At 66.3% G+C, this 20,452-nt stretch carries 16 protein-coding genes and 1 pseudogene; 8 read left to right on the top strand and 9 right to left on the bottom strand.

Annotated features, from left to right (window positions below):
* The first annotated feature begins 53 nt into the window (after nucleotides 1-53).
* On the top strand, nucleotides 54-956 hold the full coding sequence (locus AC1D2E_RS16865; RefSeq protein WP_478198439.1) for a LysR family transcriptional regulator: 903 nt from the start codon (nucleotides 54-56) through the stop codon (nucleotides 954-956).
* A 650-nt stretch (nucleotides 957-1,606) separates the two neighbouring features.
* On the opposite strand, the gene senB is transcribed toward AC1D2E_RS16865, so the two are convergent.
* Nucleotides 1,607-2,590 carry a selenoneine biosynthesis selenosugar synthase SenB gene (gene senB, locus AC1D2E_RS16860; RefSeq protein ID WP_478198438.1) on the bottom strand — a complete coding sequence of 328 codons (984 nt, stop codon included), beginning with the start codon at nucleotides 2,588-2,590 and terminating at the stop codon, nucleotides 1,607-1,609.
* Here senB and senA point away from each other — a divergent pair.
* Nucleotides 2,580-3,800: a selenoneine synthase SenA gene (senA, locus tag AC1D2E_RS16855; protein ID WP_478198437.1), complete on the top strand. Its 1,221-nt coding sequence runs from the start codon at nucleotides 2,580-2,582 to the stop codon at nucleotides 3,798-3,800. The two genes, senB and senA, sit on opposite strands and share 11 nt — an antisense overlap.
* Before the next feature lie 31 nt (nucleotides 3,801-3,831).
* Here the strand turns inward: senA and AC1D2E_RS16850 are convergent, their stop codons facing one another.
* Nucleotides 3,832-4,296 (bottom strand): methyltransferase family protein, encoded by a 465-nt coding sequence (locus AC1D2E_RS16850; protein WP_478198436.1) that lies wholly within the window; start codon nucleotides 4,294-4,296, stop codon nucleotides 3,832-3,834.
* 110 nt (nucleotides 4,297-4,406) lie between these two features.
* On the opposite strand from AC1D2E_RS16850, the gene AC1D2E_RS16845 reads away from it, so the two are divergent.
* Together AC1D2E_RS16845 and AC1D2E_RS16840 are read left to right on the top strand one after the other, a co-directional pair.
* The gene (locus AC1D2E_RS16845; RefSeq protein ID WP_478198435.1) at nucleotides 4,407-5,060 is read left to right on the top strand and encodes an ArsR/SmtB family transcription factor; all 654 of its coding nucleotides are present in this window, start codon (nucleotides 4,407-4,409) and stop codon (nucleotides 5,058-5,060) included.
* An 83-nt stretch (nucleotides 5,061-5,143) separates the two neighbouring features.
* Nucleotides 5,144-6,388: an MFS transporter gene (locus AC1D2E_RS16840; protein ID WP_478198434.1), complete on the top strand. Its 1,245-nt coding sequence runs from the start codon at nucleotides 5,144-5,146 to the stop codon at nucleotides 6,386-6,388.
* A gap of 13 nt (nucleotides 6,389-6,401) precedes the next feature.
* Here the strand turns inward: AC1D2E_RS16840 and AC1D2E_RS16835 are convergent, their stop codons facing one another.
* Together AC1D2E_RS16835 and AC1D2E_RS16830 are read right to left on the bottom strand one after the other, a co-directional pair.
* Nucleotides 6,402-7,172 (bottom strand): methyltransferase domain-containing protein, encoded by a 771-nt coding sequence (locus AC1D2E_RS16835; RefSeq protein ID WP_478198433.1) that lies wholly within the window; start codon nucleotides 7,170-7,172, stop codon nucleotides 6,402-6,404.
* A gap of 65 nt (nucleotides 7,173-7,237) precedes the next feature.
* Complete coding sequence (locus tag AC1D2E_RS16830) at nucleotides 7,238-7,690, bottom strand: methyltransferase family protein (RefSeq protein ID WP_478198432.1); 453 nt, start codon at nucleotides 7,688-7,690, stop codon at nucleotides 7,238-7,240.
* 662 nt (nucleotides 7,691-8,352) lie between these two features.
* Between AC1D2E_RS16830 and AC1D2E_RS16825 the strand changes: the two genes are divergently transcribed.
* Nucleotides 8,353-11,112 carry a UPF0182 family membrane protein gene (locus AC1D2E_RS16825; RefSeq protein WP_478198431.1) on the top strand — a complete coding sequence of 920 codons (2,760 nt, stop codon included), beginning with the start codon at nucleotides 8,353-8,355 and terminating at the stop codon, nucleotides 11,110-11,112.
* 74 nt (nucleotides 11,113-11,186) lie between these two features.
* Here AC1D2E_RS16825 and AC1D2E_RS16820 read toward each other — a convergent pair.
* Nucleotides 11,187-11,315 (bottom strand): annotated as a pseudogene (locus AC1D2E_RS16820) (reverse transcriptase domain-containing protein); the annotation flags it as partial.
* Between the two features lie 144 nt (nucleotides 11,316-11,459).
* Here AC1D2E_RS16820 and AC1D2E_RS16815 point away from each other — a divergent pair.
* Together AC1D2E_RS16815 and AC1D2E_RS16810 are read left to right on the top strand one after the other, a co-directional pair.
* Entirely contained in the window at nucleotides 11,460-12,143 is a 684-nt protein-coding gene (locus AC1D2E_RS16815) for a CDGSH iron-sulfur domain-containing protein (RefSeq protein ID WP_478198430.1), read from the top strand.
* 120 nt (nucleotides 12,144-12,263) lie between these two features.
* The gene (locus AC1D2E_RS16810) at nucleotides 12,264-12,722 is read left to right on the top strand and encodes a hypothetical protein (protein ID WP_478198429.1); all 459 of its coding nucleotides are present in this window, start codon (nucleotides 12,264-12,266) and stop codon (nucleotides 12,720-12,722) included.
* A gap of 703 nt (nucleotides 12,723-13,425) precedes the next feature.
* Here AC1D2E_RS16810 and AC1D2E_RS16805 read toward each other — a convergent pair.
* From AC1D2E_RS16805 to bglX, 3 genes are all read right to left on the bottom strand, one after another.
* On the bottom strand, nucleotides 13,426-14,136 hold the full coding sequence (locus AC1D2E_RS16805) for a YebC/PmpR family DNA-binding transcriptional regulator (protein ID WP_478198428.1): 711 nt from the start codon (nucleotides 14,134-14,136) through the stop codon (nucleotides 13,426-13,428).
* 79 nt (nucleotides 14,137-14,215) lie between these two features.
* Entirely contained in the window at nucleotides 14,216-15,607 is a 1,392-nt protein-coding gene (locus AC1D2E_RS16800) for a CoA transferase (protein ID WP_478198427.1), read from the bottom strand.
* A gap of 25 nt (nucleotides 15,608-15,632) precedes the next feature.
* On the bottom strand, nucleotides 15,633-17,918 hold the full coding sequence (bglX, locus tag AC1D2E_RS16795) for a beta-glucosidase BglX (protein WP_478198463.1): 2,286 nt from the start codon (nucleotides 17,916-17,918) through the stop codon (nucleotides 15,633-15,635).
* A 169-nt stretch (nucleotides 17,919-18,087) separates the two neighbouring features.
* Here bglX and AC1D2E_RS16790 point away from each other — a divergent pair, with 169 nt between their 5' ends.
* Nucleotides 18,088-19,698 (top strand): glucan biosynthesis protein G, encoded by a 1,611-nt coding sequence (locus tag AC1D2E_RS16790; protein WP_478198426.1) that lies wholly within the window; start codon nucleotides 18,088-18,090, stop codon nucleotides 19,696-19,698.
* 29 nt (nucleotides 19,699-19,727) lie between these two features.
* Here AC1D2E_RS16790 and AC1D2E_RS16785 read toward each other — a convergent pair whose 3' ends face one another.
* Nucleotides 19,728-20,366, bottom strand: a complete 639-nt coding sequence (locus AC1D2E_RS16785; protein WP_478198425.1) for a 3-oxoacid CoA-transferase subunit B — start codon at nucleotides 20,364-20,366, stop codon at nucleotides 19,728-19,730.
* Nucleotides 20,367-20,452 lie beyond the last annotated feature (86 nt).

The raw sequence follows: 20,452 nt of genomic DNA, 5'->3' as shown, positions 1-20,452 counted from the left end.
TTTTGCGATGGCAATAGACAAATATGCACCTCCGATCTGCATAATTGCAGATCATGGACTGGGACAACCTGCGCTTCTTCCTGGAGCTTGCGCGCACCGGCACGCTGGTCGGCGCCGCGCGCCGGCTGGCGGTCGACCACACGACGGTGGCGCGGCGCATCCAGGCGCTCGAGAAGCAGGTCGGCGGCGCTCTTTTCTCGCGCGAGGCCGACGGCCACCGCCTGACCGAAGCCGGCCGCCGGCTGCAGCCGCAGGTCGAGGCGATGGAGGCGGCCTTCCGCACGGTGGAGCGCTCGGCGCCGGCCTCGCAGGAAGGGCTGTCGGGCCTGGTGCGGATCGGCGCCACGGAGGGCTTCGGCACCATCGTGCTGGCACCGCAGCTGGCACTGTTCGCGCAGCAGCATCCGAAGCTGGTGATCGACCTGCTCGCGATGCCGCGGCTGGTGCATCTGTCGCGGCGCGAGGCCGACATCGTGATCTCGCTCGAGCGGCCGGCGCGCGGCCCGGTGGTGGTGACCAAACTCAGCGACTACGTGCTGCGCCTGTATGCCTCGAAGCCATACCTCGCGAGGCACGATGCGATCCGCAGCCGCGAGGACCTGCGCGGCCACACCTTCATCAGCTACGTCGACGACCTGCTGTTCAGCAAGGAGCTGCAGTACCTCGACGAGCTCTACAAGCCCGATTCGTTCGCGCTGCGCAGCACCAGCATCCTGGCGCAATACCAGGCCACGGCGGCGGGCGCCGGCATCGCGGTGCTGCCGGCCTTCATCGCCGAGCGCGACAAGTCATTGCGGCGCGTGCTGCCGGACGAGGCCAACTTCACGCGCACTTTCTGGATGTCGGTGCCGGCGGAGACGCGGCACCTGGCGCGCATGAAGGCGGTGTGGGATTTCCTGCGCGAGACGGTCGTGGCGCAGCGGGAGGTGTTGCTGCCGCAGGAGTCGGCAGGCTGAGGGCTTGCGGCGGCCCGCTGCGCATCCTCATCAAAGTGATTGCGCCTTGAGGGCCTTGCCGAGCGAGCGGATCGCGGCCTCGACGGGCTCCGTGCGGCGCTCCAGTTCGGCGTTGATCACGGTGACCAGCGCGCGCAGGTCGGCGGCGGCGACTCGAACAGGTTGGACTACCGGGCACCCCTTGCGAGAACCGGCGAGCCTCGCGGCTCCCCGTTCGAGCCGCCAAAAATGGTGGCACGAGCGAAAAAGCCGCAGATGCTCTGCGGGAGAGACTGCGGCTTTCGTCGCAGGGATGCATTCGGGAGTCCAGGCCCGATCACGTCTTTTTTTGGCGTGACGCGGGCAGTATATCTAGACGGGTGCGCGGCAGCAGCCTGCGCTTGGATGTTCGGGGCGCGTGCCGAGGCCATCGGGTGGCCCCCGCAGCGAAATAAAGGAGGAGGCCGCAGGCCGGGGGACATTCGCGGAGCAGAGTACGCCGTCGGCGTGAGCCTGCCCCAGTTCACCCAGCCAGCATTGAATCGAAAGGCACGGCCAATTCTGCACAAAAACTTCGAGGGGCAGCTTCTCAGGCTACCGGCGACCGCGAGGCTTCCAAGTGTCCGGCCTCTCACCCATGGTCGGGCTTACGGGGGCTGGACCCCTGGCTGCTACATGTTGCCTCCCGCTTGATGGTTGAGCAAGTCGCCGAGCAGGCGCTGCACAGCCATCGCCTCGGCCGCCGTGTCGAACAGAGGCTCGCGCTTGGCGCACTGCGCCTTCAAGTGAGACAACCATGATGGGTCTTCGTGCGCACGCCGCATCAGCCCCGCCAGGGCCGACGCATCGCCCACCTCGAAATAGCCGTCGTAGTCGCGCCCCAGCAAGCCGACGTTGCCGTCGATACGGCTCGCCAGCACCGGGACCTGCGCCCGCACCGCCTCGATGACCACGTTGGCGCCGCCCTCGAGCCGGCTCATGTGCACCAGCGCCCGCGCGCAAGCCATCCACTGCCGCGCCACGGATTGCGGCAGGCCGCCAAGCCACCGGTAGTCCAGGCAGTCCTCCATCGTCTTTTGCGCCTCCACGCCCAGCACCGCATCCAGTGCGTTGCCGATATGAACGATTCGAATGCCGGTGCCCCGGAGATGTCGCGCCGCCAGCATCAGGGTCAGCGGGTCCTTTTCGCTTCGCAAGTGCCCCACGGCAACGAAGTCGCTAGAGTATGCAGCCGGCTCGACGCACGACACGCGAGGCGCCGATTGGACAATCACACGCGCCTTCGCCTGGTCGGCCGCCGACAGCATGTCGATGGCCTCTTGCTGCAGGACGACGATGTGGCTGGCACACTGCAATGAATGCTGTGCTGCTGCGTCCGACGCCAGGTTTCCGTACAGGTCCGTGCCGGTCAGCACGAGCGCGAGGGGACGCGTCGGATGCGCCTTTCTGAATCGCGCAATGGAGTCGGCGGAGCGACGCGCGTGCAGCGCCACCATGGCTATTGCGTCTTCGCCGTTCCATTGCTGCAGGATGATGGTCTGCGCCTGTGTCGACAGGAACTCCCGCCATCGCGCGGCCGTGTGCCAGTTCCCGTTGTTGCTTGATGCGAGCGCGGGCGAGATGATGACGACAGGAGGCTCGTTCATGCCAGCCATGGTGCCACGACCCGCGATGGAAGCGAAGGATGCCCGCCAACTGGGCGGCCAAGCGCTGGCCAACGCGATGCGGGACAGTCGCCGTCGCACGCTCTCGCTCGTCGACGACCTGTCCGATGCACAGTGGCAGGTGCCCCATCAGAACGGCATCAACCCCATCGCCTGGGAGCTGGCCCACCTGGCCTGGTTCGGCGAGTTCTGGATTCTTCGAGGTCCTCACCATGTGGGCGAAGACGGGTTGGTCCGGGCGGCGTTGCCGGCTGCAATCGCCGGGCCCGACGCCCTCTTCGACTCCGCCCGGCTCGCGCACGCCCTGCGTTGGCAAGCGCCGCTACCTTCGCGCCAGGCGGTGGCCGACATGCTGGCCGCTCAGCTGGAGGCTTGCGTTCGGGCATTGCCGGATGGCGACGGCGACGACGCGCTGTACTTTCATCGCTTGGCCCTGTTCCATGAGGACATGCACGGCGAAGCCCTCGTATGGATGCGCTCGGCGCTTTCCTATCCCGCACCCGCAGGCTCAAGGCTGGTACCGGTTCCAAACGGCAGCCCGCTCAGAGTCCCAAGCGGCAGCGTTGGCATCGGATGGCCTCCAGGTCGGTGCGGCTTCGCATTCGACAACGAAGCGCCGAGTCGCATTGAGCACCTCGAACCCTTTGACATCGACGCACGCCCAGTGACGGCAGGCAAGTTTCTATCCTTCGTCGAGGCCGGCGGATACAACGAGCCTGCGTATTGGCCAGGCATGGCGGGCAGTTGGCGGTCCACGGCGGCCCGGGAACATCCCGAACGTTGGCGGCGGCACGAAACGGTCGCAGGCACGAAGTGGCAAGTGCGCTGGTTCGACCGCTGGCTCCCCCTGGACCCTGAGCTGCCGGTCATCCACGTCAACGCCTTCGAAGCCGAAGCCTATTGCGCGTGGGCGGGCCGGAAACTGCCGCGCGCGGCGGAGTGGGAGCACGCCGCAGCGGTGCTCGACATGGCGTTCCATTGGGGCGCCAGCGTCTGGGAGTGGACCAGCGACGCCTTCCAACCRTACCCTGGCTTCAAGGCCGGCCCGTACAAGGACTACTCCCAGCCCTGGTTCGCAGACCACCGCGAGTTGCGTGGTGGAGCTTTTGCGACTCACGCGCGGATGCGCGACCTGCGCTACCGCAACTTCTTCATGCCGCAACGGGCGGACATCTTTGCGGGGTTCCGGACTGTGTCTTAAAGCGTCCCATAGCGGCAGCGGCCCCTGCGTCTCACAGCCAGCGCCGCACTGCCCGCCGGTAGGCGTCGTACTCAGTCCCAAACAGCGAGGACAGCGCGCGCTCTTCGCTGACGATTTGGAACCGATGGATGTAGAGGACGAAAAACGGCAACACGGCCACCGCGAGGGGGGCCCACAGGAAGACCGCCCAAGCCAGCAGGTCCAGCAGCAGCCCCAGGTACATCGGGTTGCGCGTCAAGCGGTAGACGCCACCGGTGACGAGGGCGGAGGCCGTGTCGGGCGTGAACGGGTTCATTGTGGTTCTCGCCTTTTGGAAGGCCCGCATTCCAGCGACGCTGAAGGCAACTCCAACCGCGGCGATAGCGATGGCGAGAGTGGCGCGCCAGGTAAACGGAGCCTCCTGCACATCCGGAGGAAGCATTGACGCCAACCACATCAACAGGGCGGCAGCCAGAGCGACAAACGGAGGGGGAATCCGATTCTCCAGTGCATGCATGACCGGCCTCCTTGGAAGCAGCTTGAATCATCTTGCTCCGGCTGTACGGCGCCGGCAATGCCGACCGGCTGCCGGCGTCTGATCATTCCAATAAACACTAGAATATTGGCATGAGAGAAGTCAAAGACCAGCTCTACGAGCAAGTTGCCCGCATCGGCAGGGTTCTCGCCAGCCCGAAGCGTCTGGAGCTCATAGAGCTCCTGTGCCAAGGCGAGAAGACCGTCGAGGTGCTCGCTGCTCAGGCTGAAATCAGCGTCAAGCTCGCCAGCGCCCACCTGAAGGAGTTGCGGCTTGCACGCCTTGCTGAGACGCGAAAGGAGGGCAAGTACGTCCTCTATCGCCTGGCCGGCACGAGCGTGGCCGACCTCKGGGTGAGCCTGCGCTCCGAGGCCGAGGAGCGGCTGGTCGAGCTGCAGGTGGCGCTCGCGGGCCTCGTGGACCATGCGGCCGATCTCGAAGGCCTCGACCGCAAGGCGCTCTTGAAGAAAGCCGCTGATGGCGAGGTCCTGGTGCTCGACGTGCGCCCGCCCGAAGAGTTTGCGGTGGCGCACCTGCCGCATGCGCGGTCGCTACCGGTCGGCGAGCTGAGGAAGCGCGTGGCCGAACTGCCCAAGGACACCCCTGTGGTCGCCTACTGCCGCGGTCCGTTTTGCCTGATGGCCAAGGACGCGGTGGCGTTGCTGCGCAAGAAGGGCTACCGGGCCTTCCACCTGAGCGACGGCGTCGCTGAGTGGCGCGCTCGGGGTCTGCCGATCGAGGAGTGAGCTTGCCGTGAAGACCCCGCTGGTCCTCGACGACGCACCCTGCGGCGGCGTGCGCTTCAATCTCGGCCAGGCGGACTGACGGGATGCCCGCGGCGACGATCCAGCTCGGGCTGCGCGAGAACCTCGGCCAGTTCTCGCTGCTGGTCCTCGTCAACGCCTTCGTCGGCGCGATGGTCGGCCTCGAGCGCAGCATCCTCCCGGCCATCGCGCAACAGGAGTTCCACCTCGCCGCGCGTGCGGCGATCCTGTCGTTCATCGTCGTCTTCGGCATCACCAAGGCGCTCACCAACTACTTCGCCGGGCGCCTGTCGGACCGCTACGGCCGCAAGCGCGTACTGGTGGCGGGATGGCTGGTGGTGGTGCCCGTGCCGTTCATGCTGATGTGGGCGTCGGCGTGGGACTGGATCGTCGCGGCCAACGTCCTGCTCGGTGTGAGCCAGGGGCTGACCTGGTCCACGACGGTCATCATGAAGATCGATCTCGTTGGCCCGAAGCGCCGCGGGCTCGCGATGGGGCTCAATGAGTTCTCCGGGTATTTCGCTGTGGCCGGCAGCGCGCTGGCCACGGGGTGGGTCGCAACGGCCTACGGACTGCGACCGCAGCCCTTCTATCTCGGTGTGGCGTACGTGGTCGCAGGCCTGCTGCTGTCGGCCTTCGCGGTTCGCGAGACGCGGCAGTACGTGGCGTACGAGGCCCGCGCACACGGCGCTGCCAACGGGGATGGCCATCTCGCTCAAGCCGAGATCTTCCGCCGCACGTCGCTGACCGATGTCAACCTGTCTTCCGTCAGCCAGGCGGGGCTGGTCAACAACCTGAACGACGGCATGGCCTGGGGACTGTTTCCGCTGGTCTTCTCCGCTGCGGGCATGACGCTGAAGCAGATCGGCATCCTCGCCGCCATCTACCCCGCCGTGTGGGGTGTCGCCCAGATCTTCACCGGCGCGCTGTCGGACCGAATCGGGCGCAAGTGGCTGATCGCCTGGGGGATGGGGGTGCAAGCGGTCGGCATCGCCGTCACCGCGCTGGCCGCCGATTTCATGTTCTTCGGCGCCGGTGCGGTGCTGCTCGGCCTTGGAACGGCGATGGTGTACCCGACGCTGCTGGCAGCCATCGGCGACGTGGCTCATCCCTCCTGGCGAGCATCCGCCGTCGGGGTCTATCGCCTGTGGCGCGACCTCGGCTACGCGGTGGGGGCGCTGCTGGCCGGCATCACGGCCGACTTGTTCGGCCTGGCCTCGGCCGTGTGGCTGGTGGCCGGGCTCACCCTGCTATCCGGCGTGGTCGCAGCGCTTCGCATGAACGAAGCCCTTGCGAGACAGGCAGGGTGAGCCTTTGGGCACTTCAGACCTTGTCCGCGCGCAGCGAGATGCTCTTCACGCCGAACTTCTTCGTAGCACCCTGGGCGTTGTCGGACAGGAAGCGATACTGCGCGTTGGCCTGTTCCGCCACGATGCGCAAGCCAGCGGCCTCGATGGCCTGCTTGTAGCGTTCCACCTGCCAGGCGCCGCCGATGCAGGCCGCCCACAGCGTCGTGTTGCAGGCGATGGTTTCCGGCAGGTCTACCGCGGTGACGATGTCGGCGATYGCCAGCCGGCCGCCGAGCCGCAGCACGCGGGCGGCTTCGCGAAACACCTGCGGCTTGTCGACGGCCAGGTTGATCACCCCGTTGCTGATCACCACGTCGAAGCTTCCGTCCTCGAACGGCGCAGCATCGATGTAGCCCTTCACGTAGGTGATGTTGCGCACGCCTTGGCGCCGGCGCAGCGCTTCGGCCTTGGCGCGCTGCTCGTCGGTCATGTCCAGGCCGATGACCGTGCCCGTCGGCCCGGTGACGAGGCTCGCGATGAAGGTGTCCATGCCCGAGCCGCTGCCCAGATCCAGCACGCGCGCGCCCTCCATGTCGTCGAGGAAGTGGAAGAAGTAGCCGACGCCGGCGAAGGAGTCGATGGCCTCGGCCGGGATGCGGTCCAGGTCGGCCGGCCGGTAGCCGAGGCGCTCGGCCAGTGCGCGTCCCATCTCGAAATGGAACTCACCGTGCGGGTTCTGCGCCACGTCGCGGTACATCGAATGGATCTTGGATTCCAGCTCGTTGCGATTGACTTCAGCAGACATGATGGCCTCCGATCGAAGTGAGGGTCAGAACAACGGCGCCGCCGGCGCCTCCTCCAGCATGCGGATCACAGCCATCTCCTGACCTTGCCGCGATACGCCGTATAGCGATCCCCGAAGATCTCCGCCAGCGCCTGCTCTTCGGCGGGGATCTGAAACCGGTCGATGAACAGGACGAAGGCGGCGAGCGGGACGAGACCGATGAGGTTTTCGATCCACACCGCGATGCCCGCGAGCATCACGGCGTCGCCGACGTACATGGGGTTGCGGGACAGCGAGTACACGCCCGAAGTCACCAGCTCGGTGGCCTTCTGTGGCTGCGTTGGATCGGGCGTCGTGCCCATGACCGCAAACGACCTGAGGCTCACACCAACGATGCCCACGCCGAGCACGACGAGGGCGATACCGATCGCGGTTTGATGGGCAAACGGGTACCTGCCGATCGTGACACTGCGACCGATCCACCACATGGCGATCACAGCGACTGCAAACGCGACAGGGGGTGACATCCAGCGGTTCATGATGGTCCGCCCGACTCCTTCGCGGCCCGTTGCCGCGCGATGCGCAAGCCAGAGCGCGGCAGGTCGGTGAGCACGATGTCACAGTCGGACAGAGTCGCCAGGAAGAGCGCGGGTTATCCCACGAGATGCAGTCTGCTCCTGTGGACGTGATACCGCAACCCCCTAGCTGGAACACACAGACCAGGGCAGCTCTGCGGTGGCACCACATAGTTGACGCTCCTGGAAGTCCGGTCCTGGCCCGACACCTGGCGCCGGAGTTCATCGTGACCAAAATCTCTTCAAGGCAAGGGCCGAATTCCTTTGATGCCTTCACGTCGGTGCTCGATTGGCTGAGGAGCTAGAACCACCTTTCCCATGCCCCTTCGCGCCGGCTCTGTCGGCAGCATGTCCAACGCGCATGCGCGGGCACCAAGCAGGATTGGCGGCTGCCCTGGCCAACGGACAGTCCGGAAGGATCGTACGGCGGCGAGCGTGCTGCATGTTGATTCCCCACCTACAATTATTTATCCGGGGCGGATTCAACGCGAACCTTTGCGCTGCCGCGAGGCGGCCATCGCGGCTGCCCCGGCAACCCGTTCGGCCAGGTTTCAGGCAGATCGGCAGTGCATCGTGGTCCGGCCAAGGCAGGCCGTGGATGACGGTCCTGCAAAGGAGCATGATCGATGCGGTCGCCAGGGAGATTCGGCACGCGCCTGAGAGGAATTTCGGTCGGGGTCGCGGCCGTCATCGTGGCTCTATTCGTCGTCGGCCGCATCACCGGCGTGCTGATTGACTGGCTGTGGTTTTCCTCGGTCGGCTATGTCGGCGTTTTCTGGATGATCTTTGTCACCCGGGTGCTTCTGTTCGTCGCCGTCTTCGCTATTTCGGCGGGCGCGATAGGGGTGTCGGGATGGCTGGCGCACCGCTATGCGAGCCAGCCCGGCACCTGGAAGGTGGTGGGGCCGACATTTCCGCCGGGCAGGCCGGAGGTGTTGAGCGAACTGGTCGGGGAAGTCGCGCCGCATGTTCCCTGGCGCGCAGCCATCGCCGGTGTCGCAGTCCTGCTGGGCTTGTTCATCGCCGTCGGCGAAGTCGCAGGCTGGGACATCGCGCTTCGCTACGTCGAGCAGGTACCCTTCGGCAAGACCGATCCGATCTTTGGCAAGGACATCGGCTTCTACCTCTTCTCGCTGCCGGCCTATCTCGCGCTCCGGAACTGGCTGCTAATGCTGCTGGTCTGCAGCGCAGCCATCGCCGCCGTGGTATATGGGATGCGCGGCGACATCGCGTTCATCCAGCCGCCGCGCGCGCTTTCGCCAGCGGCCGCCACCCACGGTTCGGCGCTGCTCGGCTTGCTTTTCCTGCTGCAGGCCTGGACTTACTGGCTCAACCGCTTCCTGCTGCTCTACGGTGACAACGGCGTCGTGGTGGGCGCCAGCTATACCGATGTCCACGTCGGGCTGCCGGTCCTGTGGCCGCTTATCGGACTTGCCGCTGCCGCGGCGGTCGCGTCCTGGGCCAATATGCGCTCGCGGGGCTTGCGAATTCCGGCGGCCTCGGCGCTGATCGTGTTCGGCAGCGCATTCGTGCTCGCCCTGATCTACCCGGCGCTGTTCCAGCGCTTCTATGTCAAACCAAACGAGCTGCAGTTGGAGACGCCCTATATCGCCCACAATATTGCGCTGACGCGGGACGCCTATGGTCTGACGCAGATCGCGGTCAAGCCGTTCCGGGCCGAGCAGAACCTGACTCTCGCCACGCTACAGGCCAATCGCCCGACCATCGACAACATCCGCCTGTGGGATCTGCAGCCGTTGCGGGATACCTATGCGCAGTTGCAGGAGATCAGGACCTATTACAAATTCTTCGCGACGGACATCGACCGCTACCAGCTCAACGCCGGTTATCAGCAGGTGATGCTTTCGGCGCGGGAACTAGAGCCGTCCTTGCTTCCGGCAAATGCCCAGACCTGGGTGAACCTGCATCTTCTGTTCACACACGGCAATGGCATCGTGATGTCGCCGGTCACGGAAAAATCCGCTGAAGGCTTGCCTACCCTTTACGTGAAGGATATTCCGCCTGTCTCCAACGGTGGCCCGATCGTCCAAGAGCCGCGCCTGTATTTCGGCAAAGGCGGTAAGGGGTACGTGATCGTCAATGGCAGCGTACCCGAATTCGACTACCCCAAGGGCGACGAGAACGTCTATTCGACGTACAGCGGACGCGACGGTGTCGCCATCGGCAGCATGGCGCTACGGGCCCTCTTTGCCTGGCAATTCGACGATCCCAACATCCTGGTGACCGGCTACATCACGCCCGCAAGCCGGATCCTGCTCCATCGCAACGTCCAGGACCGGGTGCGCACGATCGCCCCGTTCCTCAGCTTGGACCATAACCCCTACATCGTCGCGAGCGGCGGGCGGCTTTACTGGATCCAGGATGCCTACACCACCAGCCGCTGGTACCCATATTCCCATCCGAATACCGAAGAGGGCGACAACTACATCCGCAACGCGGTCAAAGTGGTGATCGATGCGTACAACGGGACTGCCGACTTCTATATAAGCGATCCTGCCGATCCCATCGTGCGGACGTACCAGCGCATTTTCCCGGGCCTGTTCAAGCCGCTGGGCGCGATGCCGCAGGACCTGCAGCAGCATATCCGCTACCCTGAGGATCTGTTTCTGATCCAGGCGCAGGTCTACCGCGCCTACCACATGGAAGCGCCAGAAGTCTTCTACAACCGCGAGGATCTCTGGCAGTTCCCGCGCAAACAGGTCGACATTGAGGCGGGGAACGCCCCCGGCATGCCGATGACGCCTTACTACATGATCGTACGGCTGCCCTCGGAGCCGCACGCCGAGTTCGTCCTCATGCTGCCGATGGTGCCCAGCCGGCGCGAGAACATGGTCGCGTGGTTAGCGGCGCGTTGCGATCCACCGGACTACGGCAAACTCGTCGTCTACACGTTCCCGAAGGACAAGCTGGTCTTCGGGCCGTTCCAGATCGAGGCGCGCATCCAGCAGAATACCGAGATCTCCCAGCAGATTTCGCTGTGGAACCAGATGGGTTCGCGCGTCATCCGCGGCCACCTCCAGGTCGTGCCCATCGAAAGCTCGATTCTCTATGTTTCTCCGCTTTACCTGCGCTCGGAGTCCGGCCAATTGCCCGAGTTGAAACGCGTGATTGCGGCCTATGGCGACCACGTGGTGATGGAGGAGACCTTGGGCGCGGCCCTGGGGGCCCTCTTCAAGGAAGCTGCGCCGGTGGCAACGCCGCCCGAGGGCACGGCGGACGCCCGCGCCCGCGAGGCACTGGCCCACTACAACCGCGCTATCGAGCGCCTGAAGGCGGGCGACTGGAACGGCTTCGGCGTCGAACTCGATGCCCTCCGGCCGCTACTCGAGGCGCTCGGCGCTGGGCGTTCCGAAGAACGGAAATAACGATTGGCGCCCGCTATCATCAGGGCGCTCTTTGGTTGGTCCGACGACGAGCAGGCTTTCGCCCCATCCGGGTCCAGGTACTTGCGACCGAACGCACTGGCGACCGCACTCTTGGTCTCGTTGACCTTCAAGCGCAGCTTGTCATACAGCCGCCGCCGCAGCGCCATCACCCGCTCGCCCGCCCGACGACTGCGCACGTACACGCACCGTGCGCCCACCATTCCCGGAGGCAGGCGGAGCGAGCGCCCTCTTCAGGAGGCCGAAGTTCTTTCATCGCTCATCAGGTGTACGCTTGGCTGGCGTTCGCGCACATTTGCCGCAAGCGTTGGGCTTGAAGGAGTTGCAAGATGAAGCAGAAACCAGTCGCGCTCTTCTCGCATGGGGTCGTGGGCCAACCCGCTCCAAACAAGCAAAGACCTCGCATAAGACTGTCGCGCAATGGACCATATCTGGTCACCGTCGATGACCTGACGAACTCAAAGGGAGAGCGGCTCGAAGGGTGGAACGGCGTCGCGTTGTGTCGCTGCGGCGCGTCGAACAAGAAGCCATTTTGTGACAGCTCCCATATTCGGATCGGGTTTTCGGACGACCGGCGCCCGGACCGCACGCCTGATGGAGTCGTGGACTACCGGGGCGCCGCCATTGTTGTGCACTTCAATCGTCTTCAGTGCTCGGCGTCGGAGCGGTGCGCCAAAGCGCTTCCGCTGGTTTTCCGCGATGGCGAAAAGCCATGGATCCAGCCGGATCGGGCAGACGCGGACACCATCATCGAAGCCGTCCGACGATGCCCGTCGGGCGCGCTTCGATACACACGGCACGGCCAACCCGGACCAAGTGACGTGAATGCTCCGAGCATTCGTATCGCACGAAACGGCCCCTATGAGGTTCAGGGGTTTGATCTTGACGCCGAGAACTGGAGCGAAGGTGCCTCGCGTGAGCGATTTACCCTCTGTCGGTGCGGTGGGTCGAAGAACAAGCCATTCTGCGACGGTACGCACCGGAGCACCAAATTTCAGGACGACAGCAACTGAATGCCCCCGCGGCAAACGGCTGGTCTTGAATCAAGTCACAGAAAAGGACTCCGAAAGGCTTTGCGAACTCGGCTCCACGTTTCGATTTCGCTTTGTGGCGCGACGCGTGGAGAATGCGAGATGACTCCCCCATCCTCTGCTTTCCTCACCCCGGACCTTCTCGCCGTTCTGCGCGCAGTTGCCCGCATGGACTTGTCTCTCGGCATCGCCATCGGCCAGAGCCTGGGCCGACCGGTTTCCGAAGATCTGGCGGCACTGCGCGCACAGGGCTACGTCCGGCAAGTTTCCAGCCCCCGACACGACGGGACGCCAAGCCATCTACACACGATCACGGCCAAGGGGAGCGAGGCGCTGCGAGGGCAAGACGAGCAGAGCGCGTCCGCTCCGGTGCCGACGCTCGGACCCAGGCCCCCCCTGCACCGCGAAACGTACAACGGCAGCGAGATGCGCCCTTTCACGGGACGAGCAGGATCGATGGACGCGCTGAAGTGCCCGAGCCGAGTCGGCAACCAACTGCGCTATCGCGATGATGGCAGTGAACCTGCCCGCACGGACGCGCGGCCGACGCGCAAGACGTAACCCAAGTGCGAGCGACCGGTTGTGGCGATTGTTGCCTGAGCATAGCCGTCAGCGCTGCGGTCGGCGCCTTGCTTTGTCTTCTCGCCTCGAGAGACGTCTCATGCTTCGCTCCCGGGCCATGTCCGCGGCGGAGGGTCGGGTGAAGTAGCGCCACAGCGCACCCACGACGGCCAAGGCGAGCATGCCCAGTAGGAAGTACGCGATGAACTCTGCGAGCCATGGAAACGGGTCCTCGCCACCACTACCACCTCCGCCTCGTCTGCGCGCCTGAACCGGCGTTGCCATCAGGCTCGCCATCGCAACTGAACTCAGGGTGAGGAATTGAGGAATGGACATGCCCAGGCGATTGGAAGCTCATCGGGAATGTCCGGTGCTGGCCCGACAGCGGCTGGCTAGAGGATGCGGTTGACGGATCACGTCGATGGCGTGCCCTGCGCAGCGAAATAAAGGAGGAGGCCGCAGGCCGGGGGACATTCGCGGCGCAGAGCACACCGTCGGCGTGAGCCCGCCCCAGCTTACCCAGGCCCGCGTCTGATTCGGGGCGAGAAGGCACGGAAGACAGACAGACAGACAGACAGACAGGCCGCCCGGCCCTGGCTCAGGCCGCGACTGATCGAGAGGTGTCGTCCGGGCCCGGCGCCATCACGACGATCAGGCAGGCAACGACGCAGGTGGAGAGCAGGTCGGAAGGGAAAACGAGGCGCTACCCCGCCAGCCCCACGAACACGTTCTGCACGTCGTCGTTGGCATCGATGGCGGCAAGGAAGCTCTCGACCTCTTCCAACGCCTCGGCGCTCAGGCTGGCCGGATCGATCGGGTTCTTGGCCTTGTAACCCAGCTTGGCCGAAAGCACGGTGAATCCCTGCGCCGGCAATGCACGGCTCACCAGGTCGAGATCGACGGGGTCGGTCAGGAAGACCGTGACGCCCTCCTCGCCGCCCTCGAAGTCCTGCGCGCCGGCCTCGATGGCTGCCAGTTCGGGGTCGGCGCCCGCCCGCAGCGCTTCGGCCTCGATCATGCCGAGGTGGTCGAAGTCCCAGGCGACCGAACCCGAGGCGCCCAGATGCCCCTTGCGGAACAGCACCCGCATCTCGGGCGCGGTGCGGTTCACGTTGTCGGTCAGGCATTCGACCATCACGGGCACGCGGTGCGGCGCGAAGCCTTCATAGATCACGTGATCGAAGTGCACCGACTCGCCCGTCAGGCCGGCGCCTTTCTTGATGGCGCGCTCGAGCGTGTCCTTGGGCATCGAGACCTTGCGGGCCTGCTCGACCACCAGCCGCAGCCGCGCATTCGACGCCGGGTCGGCACCGCTGCGCGCGGCGATCATGATTTCCTTCGCGAGCTTGCCGAACAAGCGGCCCTTGGCGTTGGCGGCCAGGTCCTTGTGCTTGGCTTTCCATTGGGCGCCCATGTGTGATGTTCCTTGAAGTTCCGGCTTTGCCGCGGGTACAGGATTCTGCCGCAGGCCAAGGCGCAGGGCGCGACGACCGCTATGGGCCGCGCGACGGCCAGGTCGCCGGATCGGTCCCGGGCGGCACCGACGGCCGCGCCCACCCCGCCGGCGTGCGCGACAGCCGCGCACTGTGCTGCAGCCCGCACAACGCGCCAAACCCGGAAGCCGAGGTCTCGAGGAACGGCGTCCGGTCGGGCATGGCCGTCTCGAGACCCCCTTCCACCCGCCCCAGTCCGCGCAGCCAGCGCCCGGTCTGCGCCAGCGACACCTGCACGCGCCAGCTGCCGCCTTCGCGCTGCTGGCGGCACAGCGCCGCCGCCGCGCCCATCGCGATCAGGTAGCCGGTCGCCTCGTCGAGGATCTGCATCGGCAGCGGCCTGGGCTTGCCGTCGCCGGCGGCCTCGCCCTCGGCGTGATTGAAGCCCATGGCGGTCTGCACCAGCGAATCGAAGCCGCGGCGCTGGGCCCAGGGACCGCGCGTGCCGTAGGCCGACAGGCAGACGTGCACGATGCCCGGCCGGATGCAGGCAGTGTCTTCAGGGCCGAAGCCCAGCGCCGCAAGTCCGCCGGGGCGGTAGCCCTGGACGAACACGTGCGCGTCGGCCAGCAGGCGCGTCAACGTCTCGCGTCCTTCCGCGGTCTTCAAGTCGACATGCGCCGACAGCTTGCCGCGGCTGGTGTCCGCGATCGCCTCGATGTTGGGCAGGTGCGGCGAGTTGACCAGCAGCACGTCGGCGCCGTAGGCCGCCAGCGCGCGCCCACCCACCGGGCCGGCCAGGATGCGCGTGAGGTCGAGCACGCGCAGGCCGGCCAGCGGGCGCTGATCGGCGGCCAGCGGCGCCAGCGCGAGCGGGGGCGCATCGCCGATGCGCTCGATCGTGAACAGCGGCTGATCGACCAGCGCCCTGCCCTGCGGCGTGGCATCCCAGTCGTCGAAGCGCCGCAGCGCGGTCGCGACCAGCCCCTGCGCGGCAGCCGCATCCTCGAAGTCGATCGACTTCCAACCTTGCATCGCGGCTTCGGCATCGGCGCGCTGCGCGACCTTCGGGTCCAGCCCGAGCAGCCGCAGCGCGCCCTCGCGATGGTGCGCGAAGTTGGCATGGATGCGCACCCAGCCATCGGACGCGCGATAGAGCCCCGAGAACGCGTCCCAAAGCGCCGGCACACGGCCATCGAGGCTGAACCAGCCGGTGCATTCGAGCGCCGCATGCCGCATGTCGACGCTCACCGCCTGGCGCGCGGCGCCGCGCTGGTGGCCGAGTTCGCAGGCGGCGAGCGCGGCGGCCGCGATCGTGCTCTGCGCCGCGGCCCCCACCGCGAAGGACGAAGGCAGCACCGGATCGGCACCGCTGAGCTGCGCGAAACCCAGCGCTTCTTCCGGCAATCCGGCCTGCAGCCACAGGCTGCGCAAAGCATCGTTGGCATTCATGGGGCGGCCTTTCGCCAGAATGCTACTACTTCAGCTCGAAGCCCTGCTCGCGCACGGCCTGCGAGTCGAACCCGATCTGCACGTTGAAGCGGCCCGGCTCCGCGACGCGGCGCAGCTGGGCGTTGAAGAACTTGAGCTTCTCCTCGTCGATCGTGAAGCGAAGCACGCGCTCCTCGCCGGGCTGCAGCATGACTTTTCGGAAATCCCTGAGCTCCTTGACCGGACGGACCACCGACGCGGCCACGTCCTGGATGTAGAGCTGCACCACGGTCTCGCCGGCGCGCTGGCCCGTGTTCTTCACGGTCACCGCGGCCTCGATCTTCCCGTGGCGCGCCATCGTCGGACTCGACAGCGTCACGTCCGACAGCGAGAAGTCGGTGTAGCTCAGGCCGTAGCCGAAGGGGTACAGCGGACCCGTGACTTCCTCGTAGTACTGCGAGGTGTAGTTGCCCGGCTTGCCTTCGGTGAAGGGCCGGCCGAGCCGCGGATGGTTGTAGTAGGTCGGGATCTGGCCGACCGAGCGCGGGAACGAGATCGGCAGCTTGCCCGCGGGGTTGTAGTCGCCGTAGAGCACATCGGCAATCGCGTTGCCGCCCTCGGTGCCGGTGTACCAGGTCTCGAGGATCGCATCGGCCTCCTTCTGCTCGCGCACCAGCGCCAGCGGCCGGCCGTTCATGAGCACCAGCACCAGCGGTTTGCCGGTGGCCTTGAGCGCGGTGATCAGGTCGCGCTGGCTCTGCGGCAGGTCCAGGCTGGTACGGCTCGACGACTCGTGCGACATGCCGCGCGCCTCGCCGACCGCGGCCACGACCACGTCGGCCTGCTGCGCGGCCTTCACCGCCTCGGCGATCATCTCGGCCGGCGCGCGCGGGTCCTGCGTTACCTCGGGCGTGTCCCAGTTGAGGAAGTTCAGGTACTTGACGGTGCTTTCGTCGTTGGTGATGTTGGCGCCGCGCGCGTAGATCACGCGGCCGTTCTTGCCGACCGTGGCGTTCAGGCCGGCGCGCAGCGTGACGGCGTTCTTCGAGTAGCCCGCCGCCGACCAGCTGCCCAGCATGTCGATCGGCGCATCGGCCAGCGGGCCGACCAGCGCGATCGCAGCCGACCTGGCCAGCGGCAGCGTGCGGTTGCGGTTCTCGAGCAGCACCATCGACTTGCGCGCCACGTCGCGCGCGGCGGGGCGGTCCAGCCGGCTGTCGGCATTGAGGTCCGGCGGATCGTCCTTGGCCACGCCGATGCGCAGGTACGGGTCGCGGAACAGGCCCATGTCGTACTTGGCGCCGAGCACCTCGCGCACCGCGCTGTCGATGGCCTTCATGCCGACCTCGCCGGATTTCACGAGCCCGGGCAGCTCCTTCAGGTAGACCGAATCGGCCATGCTGAGGTCGATGCCGTTGTTGATCGCGAGCTTGGCGGCCTCGCGCTCGTCCCTGGCCACGCCATGGCGGATCAGCTCGATGATGGCGCCGTGGTCGCTCACGGCCACACCCTTGAAGCCCCAGTCCTTGCGCAGCAGGTCCTGCATCAGCCAGGTGTTGGAGGTCGCCGGCACGCCGTTGATCGAATTCAGCGCCACCATCACGCCGCCGGCGCCGGCGTCGATCGCGGCACGGTACGGCGGCAGGTAGTCCTGGTACATGCGCATCGGGCTCATGTCGACCGTGTTGTAGTCGCGCCCGCCCTCGACGGCGCCGTACAGCGCGAAGTGCTTCACGCTGGTCATGATGCGGCCGGCCGGCACCGGCACCGTCCCCTGGAAGCCCTTGACCGCGGCCTTGGCGATCTCGGACACCAGGTACGGGTCTTCGCCGAAGCCTTCGGAAGTGCGGCCCCAGCGCGGGTCGCGCGCGATGTCGACCATCGGCGCGAAGGTCATGTCGATCGAGTCGGCGCTGGCCTCCTTGGCTGCGGTGCGCGCCATCACGTCGACCACACCCAGGTCCCAGCTCGAGGCCAGGCCGAGGCCGATCGGGAAGGTCGTGYGATGGCCATGGACGACGTCATAGGCGAAGAACATCGGGATCTTCAGCCGGCTTTTCATGGCCGCGTCCTGCAGCCTGCGGTTGTCGGGGCGGTTGACCGAATTGAAGGTGCCGCCGACACGGCCGGCCGCGATCTCGTCCGCCAGTTGCGCGATCGGCATCTCGGGGCCGATGCTGATCAGCCGCAATTGGCCGATCTTCTCGTCCAGCGTCATCTTCGAGATGAGGTCGGTGACGAAGGCCGTCTTGTTTTTCGGGGCGGCGGGCTGCGCCTGGGCGAAGGCCAGCGGGCTGGCCAGGCCGGCCGCCAGGGCCAGCAGAAACGACATCTTCATTCAGTAGCTTTCATGGATACATCGCAGCGTGCAGCGAATCGCCTCGCGCACGGCCCCTGCGCGAGAGGCTGGATCGTCGAGCCCCGGATGCTAAGCTAAGCCGCTGTTGGCCGGCCCAGGACCCATCCGAGGCACGGCAGGAATATTGCATTCAACCTTTTCCATGATTCTTACAGCCGCACGCCGCAAGGGAACGAAGCTCGCACTGCTCGCCCTGGCCTCCGCCGCATCGCTGCTCTGGGCCTCCCAGGCCCAGGCCTTCTCGCTCGACGACGTCACCGCGCAGGCCCGCGAGCTGATGAATAAACCTTACGTTGCGCCGGTGAACAACCTGCCGCCTGAATTCAGCGGCATGCAGTTCGCCGACTACCAGAAGATGCAGCCGCGCACCGACCGCTTCGCATGGAGCGACCTGCAGACGCCGTTCCGGCTGGGCTTCTACCACCAGGGCATGCAGTTCAATTCGGCGGTGCGGATCAACGAGATCACGGCCGGCGGCGTGCAGGAGATCAAGTACGACCCCGAGCGCTTCGACTTCGGCGGCCTCGCCTTCGACAAGAACGCGACCCGCCAGCTGGGCTACGCCGGCTTTCGGCTGCTCTACCCGGTCAATCAGCCCGACAAGCTCGACGAGATCATGAGCTTTCTGGGCGCGAGCTATTTCCGCGTCATCGGCAAGGGCCAGGTGTATGGCCTGTCGAGCCGCGGGCTGGCCATCGACACCGCACCGCCCGGCGGCGAGGAGTTCCCCAACTTCCGCGAGTTCTGGATCCAGCGGCCGGCGCCGGACGACCGCCAGGTGGTCATCTACGCCCTGCTCGATTCGCCGCGCGCCACCGGCGCCTACCAGTTCATCGTGACGCCTGCGGCCAAGGATGCGGTGGTCGACGTCCAGGCCAACATCTTCGTGCGCGGCGACATCAAGACCCTCGGCATCGCGCCGCTGACCAGCATGTTCCTGTACGGGCCGAACCAGCAGTCGGAGCTCAAGCGCAGCTTCCGGCCCGCGATCCATGATTCGAACGGCCTGGCGATCCGCACCGGCACCGGCGAATGGCTCTGGCGGCCGCTCAACAACCCGCGCCAGCTCGCGATCAGCGCCTTCGAGGTCGATAATCCGAAGGGCTTCGGCCTGCTGCAGCGCGGGCGCGAGTTCTCCCGCTACGAAGACCTCAAGGACCGCTACGACCTGCGCCCGAGCGCCTGGATCGAACCGCACGGCAACTGGGGCAAGGGCCGGGTCACGCTGATGGAGATCCCGACGCCGGACGAGACCAACGACAACATCGTCGCCTTCTGGACGCCCGATGCACCCACGCGGCGCGGCCAGATGCTGCAGTTCGCCTATCGCATGCACTGGACCACCGACGAGCCTGCGCTGCACGGCGCCGACAATGCCTGGGTCAGACAGACCTTCCACACCGAAAACGAAGAGTTGCAGGCCAACCTGATCCGCCGGATCGACGGCAGCAGCAGCGCCTTCCTGATCGACTTCGAAGGCCCGGCGCTGGCCGGCCTGCCGAGCGGCGCCGACTTGAGGCCGCAAGTCAGCGTGGGCGACAACGCCGAGTTGCTCGGTGTCGGAATCGATCGCAATCCGGCGATCAAGGGCTGGCGCCTGGCATTGCGGGTGAAGGTGAAGAACCCGGCGCTGCCGGTCGAGATGCGGGCCGCCCTGGTGCAGGGCGACAAGCCGGTCAGCGAGACCTGGAGCTACCAGCTGCCGCCGAATCCGCCGCCGGCACCGGCTGCCGCGGCCCCGGCGGCGCGCTGAGCGCCCGCGCCGCGCTTGCGGCGCGCCGTTCAGCGCAGAAGTTTCACGCCGGTCTTGGCCTGCAGCGCCTCGAAGCTCACGCCGTCGGCCAGCTCGGCCACACGCAGTCCCTCGGGCGTGACGTCCAGCACAGCCAGGTCGGTGATGATGCGGTCGACCACGCCGACGCCGGTCAGCGGCAGGGTGCACTTCTCGAGGATCTTGAGGTCCTCGGTGCCGTCCTTCTTCTTCGCCACGTGCTCCATCAGCACGATCACGCGCTTGACGCCGGCCACCAGGTCCATCGCGCCGCCCATGCCCTTGACCATCTTGCCCGGGATCATCCAGTTGGCGAGGTCGCCCTTCTCGCTGACCTGCATGGCGCCGAGGATCGACAGGTTGATCTTGCCGCCGCGGATCATCGCGAAGCTGTCGTGGCTGCCGAAGATGGCCGAGCCGGGCAGCGTGGTCACGGTCTGCTTGCCGGCGTTGATCAGGTCGGCGTCGACCTGGTCCTCGGTCGGGAACGGGCCGATGCCGAGCATGCCGTTCTCGCTCTGCAGCCAGACTTCCTTGTCGCCGACGAAATTGGCGACCAGCGTCGGGATGCCGATGCCGAGGTTGACGTAGAAGCCGTCTTCGAGTTCTTGCGCCGCGCGTGCGGCCATCTGGTCCTGGGTCCAGGGCATGTCAAGCCTCCCGCCGAGCCGCCTCAAGGGAGGCTTGCGCCCCCTCGGGGGGCAGAGAGGACACGAAGTGCCGAACGTGGGGGTCA

This window comes from Variovorax sp. P1_H2 (genome assembly GCF_056405295.1).
Note: the sequence above shows the minus strand (reverse complement) of the source record. Positions and strands in the feature narration are given on the sequence as shown.

Bases quoted from the DNA above. Each gene is read 5' to 3' on its own strand.
- AC1D2E_RS16840 (WP_478198434.1), top strand. From the start codon at position 5,144: ATGCCCGCGGCGACGATCCAGCTCGGGCTGCGCGAGAACCTCGGCCAG.
- AC1D2E_RS16865 (WP_478198439.1), top strand. From the start codon at position 54: ATGGACTGGGACAACCTGCGCTTCTTCCTGGAGCTTGCGCGCACCGGC.
- AC1D2E_RS16815 (WP_478198430.1), top strand. From the start codon at position 11,460: ATGAAGCAGAAACCAGTCGCGCTCTTCTCGCATGGGGTCGTGGGCCAA.
- AC1D2E_RS16805 (WP_478198428.1), bottom strand. From the start codon at position 14,136: ATGGGCGCCCAATGGAAAGCCAAGCACAAGGACCTGGCCGCCAACGCC.
- AC1D2E_RS16850 (WP_478198436.1), bottom strand. From the start codon at position 4,296: ATGCATGCACTGGAGAATCGGATTCCCCCTCCGTTTGTCGCTCTGGCT.
- AC1D2E_RS16790 (WP_478198426.1), top strand. From the start codon at position 18,088: ATGATTCTTACAGCCGCACGCCGCAAGGGAACGAAGCTCGCACTGCTC.
- AC1D2E_RS16830 (WP_478198432.1), bottom strand. From the start codon at position 7,690: ATGAACCGCTGGATGTCACCCCCTGTCGCGTTTGCAGTCGCTGTGATC.
- AC1D2E_RS16825 (WP_478198431.1), top strand. From the start codon at position 8,353: ATGCGGTCGCCAGGGAGATTCGGCACGCGCCTGAGAGGAATTTCGGTC.
- AC1D2E_RS16810 (WP_478198429.1), top strand. From the start codon at position 12,264: ATGACTCCCCCATCCTCTGCTTTCCTCACCCCGGACCTTCTCGCCGTT.
- AC1D2E_RS16785 (WP_478198425.1), bottom strand. From the start codon at position 20,366: ATGCCCTGGACCCAGGACCAGATGGCCGCACGCGCGGCGCAAGAACTC.
- senB (WP_478198438.1), bottom strand. From the start codon at position 2,590: ATGGCTGGCATGAACGAGCCTCCTGTCGTCATCATCTCGCCCGCGCTC.
- AC1D2E_RS16800 (WP_478198427.1), bottom strand. From the start codon at position 15,607: ATGAATGCCAACGATGCTTTGCGCAGCCTGTGGCTGCAGGCCGGATTG.